This window comes from Rhizobacter sp. (assembly GCF_031412075.1).
Taxonomy (GTDB): Bacteria; Pseudomonadota; Gammaproteobacteria; order Burkholderiales; family Burkholderiaceae_C; genus Rhizobacter.
This window is the reverse complement of record NZ_JANOCG010000553.1, coordinates 1-2734: the sequence shown is the minus strand read 5'-3', so window position 1 is coordinate 2734 and position 2734 is coordinate 1. Positions and strand designations below refer to the sequence as shown.

Sequence of the window (2734 nt, the reverse complement as noted above, 5' to 3'; positions counted from 1 at the left end):
CGAACGTGTTTCTTCAATCCAGCGCACTGATGATCACGCTGGCGGTGCTGGCCATCGGCATCTTCTCGGCCTTCAGCCTGTATGACCTCAAGCGCGTGCAAGACGGCCACGAGACCAACTACATCAGCGCCACGTTGGGTGTCTATCTGAGCTTGTACAACGTGTTCCAGTCGCTGCTCATGCTGGTGGGTATTGGTGGCTCGCGCGAAGACTGACCCCACACAACAGATCGCTATCAGAAAAGAAAAAGCCAACCCGAGGGTTGGCTTTTTTGACGGTCTGTGCCGTGTGATTCTTGGTTGCGGGGGCTGGATTTGAACCAACGACCTTTGGGTTATGAGCCCAACGAGCTACCAGACTGCTCCACCCCGCGACTGAGCCTGTGAGTATAACGGAGAGTGGCTCTCAAGTCACGAGAGAAACAGCTTCGTGTGAAGGTTAATCGAAACCAGAGCGCCAAGTAAAAAGGCCAGCTTGCGCTGGCCCTCTTGCTTGAAGCGGTGTGTCTTATTCTGCCTTGTCGGCTGCGACTTCTTCTGCCACTTCAGGGCGGTCCACCAGTTCGACGAAGGCCATCGGCGCGTTGTCACCCACACGGTAGCCCATCTTCAAGATGCGGGTGTAGCCGCCCGGGCGGGCCTTGTAGCGGGGGCCCAGCTCATTAAAAAGCTTGGTCACGATGTCGCGATCGCGAGTGCGGTCGAAGGCCAGGCGGCGGTTGGCCAGCGTGGCTTCCTTGGCGAGCGTGATCAGCGGCTCGACAACACGGCGCAATTCCTTGGCCTTGGGGACCGTGGTTTTGATGGCTTCGTGCTGCAGCAGCGAGTTGCACATGTTGCGCAGCATCGCTTGGCGATGCTCGCTGGTGCGGTTGAGTTTGCGGAGTCCGTTACGGTGACGCATGGTGCTGTTCCTTTCTTGACTATTTAGATACCGGCAGCCGTATCAGGTACTGCCGGGTGCACCGGGCCAGGTGGCCCTGGATTCTTTAGCGTTTGTCGAGGCCTTGAGGCGGCCAGTTTTCCAGGCGTGCGCCGAGCGTGAGACCACGCGAAGCCAGCACTTCCTTGATCTCGTTGAGCGACTTGCGACCCAAGTTGGGAGTCTTCAACAGCTCGGTCTCGGTACGCTGGATCAGATCGCCGATGTAGTAGATGTTTTCGGCCTTCAGGCAGTTGGCCGAACGCACGGTGAGCTCGAGTTCGTCGACCGGGCGCAGCAGGATCGGATCGAACTGCGTGCTGCGCTGAGCCGGCGCGTCGAATGCGGCGATCTCGCTGCCTTCGAGCTGGGCGAACACAGCCAGTTGCTCCACCAGGATCTTGGCCGAAGCGCGGATGGCTTCTTCAGGGGTGATGGCGCCGTTGGTGGCGATTTCCATCACCAGCTTGTCGAGGTCGGTGCGCTGCTCGACGCGAGCGGACTCGACGGTATAGCTGACGCGCGAAACCGGTGAGAACGAAGCGTCCAGCACGATGCGGCCGATCGACTTGGTGGGCTCGTCGCCAAAACGGCGCATGGTGCCAGGTACGTAACCACGGCCCTTTTCCACCTTGATCTGCATGTCGAGCTTGCCGCCTTGCGACAGGTGCGCGATCACGTGATCCGGGTTGATGATCTCCACATCGTGCGGGGTCTGGATGTCGCCGGCCGTGACCGGGCCTTCACCTTCCTTGCGCAGGACCAGCGTGACTTCATCGCGGTTGTGCAGGCGGAACACCACGCCCTTGAGGTTCAGCATGATGTGAACCACATCTTCTTGCACACCGTCGATCGCCGAGTACTCATGGAGCACGCCGGCAATGGTCACTTCGGTCGGCGCATACCCCACCATCGACGAGAGCAGCACGCGACGCAGCGCGTTGCCCAGCGTGTGGCCGTAGCCGCGCTCGAAAGGCTCGAGCGTGACCTTGGCGCGGTTGCCGCCGAGCGGCTCCACATTGATGGCTTTGGGTTTGAGCAGATTTGTTTGCATGAGGTCTCGTTACTTTCAATACCCTCGGTTCGTTACACCGATAAGGCTGAGGGACCAACCGGGGCGGTTTTCGCCACCACCGGACGAAGGAAACTGGGAAAGGCCGCAGTGCCAGCCATCGGCTGGGCACACGCGGCCCGCGCAAAATCAGCGCGAATACAGTTCGACGATGAGGGCTTCTTTGATGTCGGCGCCGAATTCATCGCGGTCGGGGGCCTTCTTGAACACACCTTCGAGCTTGGACGCGTCGACCTGCACCCAGTTCGGCATGCCTTGGCCTTCGGCCAGCTTCACCGAGTCAGCGATGCGCAGCTGCTTCTTGGCCTTTTCGCGCACAGCGACCACATCACCGGCCTTGACCAGGTACGACGCGATGTTGACCACTTCACCATTGACGGTGATGGCCTTGTGCGAGACGAGTTGGCGGCCTTCAGCGCGCGTGGAGCCGAAGCCCATGCGGTAGACGACGTTGTCGAGGCGCGATTCCAGCAGCAGCAGCAGGTTGGCACCGGTGTTGCCCTTGCGACGCTCGGCTTCGGCGAAGTAGCGGCGGAACTGACGCTCCAGGATGCCGTACATGCGCTTGACCTTCTGCTTTTCACGCAGTTGCAGGCCGAAGTCGGATGTGCGGGTGCCCGAAGTGCGGCCGTGCTGGCCGGGCTTGCTGTCGAACTTGACCTTGTCCCCGATCGGGCGGCGAGCGCTCTTCAGGAAAAGATCGGTGCCTTCACGGCGGGCGAGTTTGCCCTTGGGTCCTAG

General features: G+C 60.6%; 4 protein-coding genes and 1 tRNA gene. 1 reads left to right on the top strand and 4 read right to left on the bottom strand.

Features of this window, described 5'->3' with window-relative positions; genetic code table 11:
• The coding region (locus RMO40_RS20595) for a Bax inhibitor-1 family protein (RefSeq protein ID WP_309725347.1) at window positions 1–215 on the top strand (215 nt) is incomplete at its 5' end.
• A gap of 81 nt (window positions 216–296) precedes the next feature.
• On the opposite strand, the gene RMO40_RS20590 is transcribed toward RMO40_RS20595, so the two are convergent.
• The 4 genes from RMO40_RS20590 to rpsD form a co-directional block, all read right to left on the bottom strand.
• Window positions 297–373 (bottom strand) — tRNA-Met (locus RMO40_RS20590).
• A gap of 134 nt (window positions 374–507) precedes the next feature.
• Window positions 508–903, bottom strand: coding sequence for a 50S ribosomal protein L17 (gene rplQ / locus RMO40_RS20585; RefSeq protein ID WP_309725344.1), 396 nt, complete (start codon window positions 901–903; stop codon window positions 508–510).
• Between the two features lie 85 nt (window positions 904–988).
• Window positions 989–1975 (bottom strand): DNA-directed RNA polymerase subunit alpha, encoded by a 987-nt coding sequence (locus RMO40_RS20580; protein ID WP_309725342.1) that lies wholly within the window; start codon window positions 1973–1975, stop codon window positions 989–991.
• Between the two features lie 147 nt (window positions 1976–2122).
• Window positions 2123–2734, bottom strand: a 612-nt coding sequence (rpsD, locus tag RMO40_RS20575) for a 30S ribosomal protein S4 (RefSeq protein WP_309725340.1), incomplete at its 5' end; no start/stop codon positions are given.

What these genes read in the sequence shown, in the direction of transcription:
- rplQ (WP_309725344.1), bottom strand. Translation starts at nt 903, where the DNA reads ATGCGTCACCGTAACGGACTCCGCAAACTCAACCGCACCAGCGAGCAT.
- RMO40_RS20580 (WP_309725342.1), bottom strand. Translation starts at nt 1,975, where the DNA reads ATGCAAACAAATCTGCTCAAACCCAAAGCCATCAATGTGGAGCCGCTC.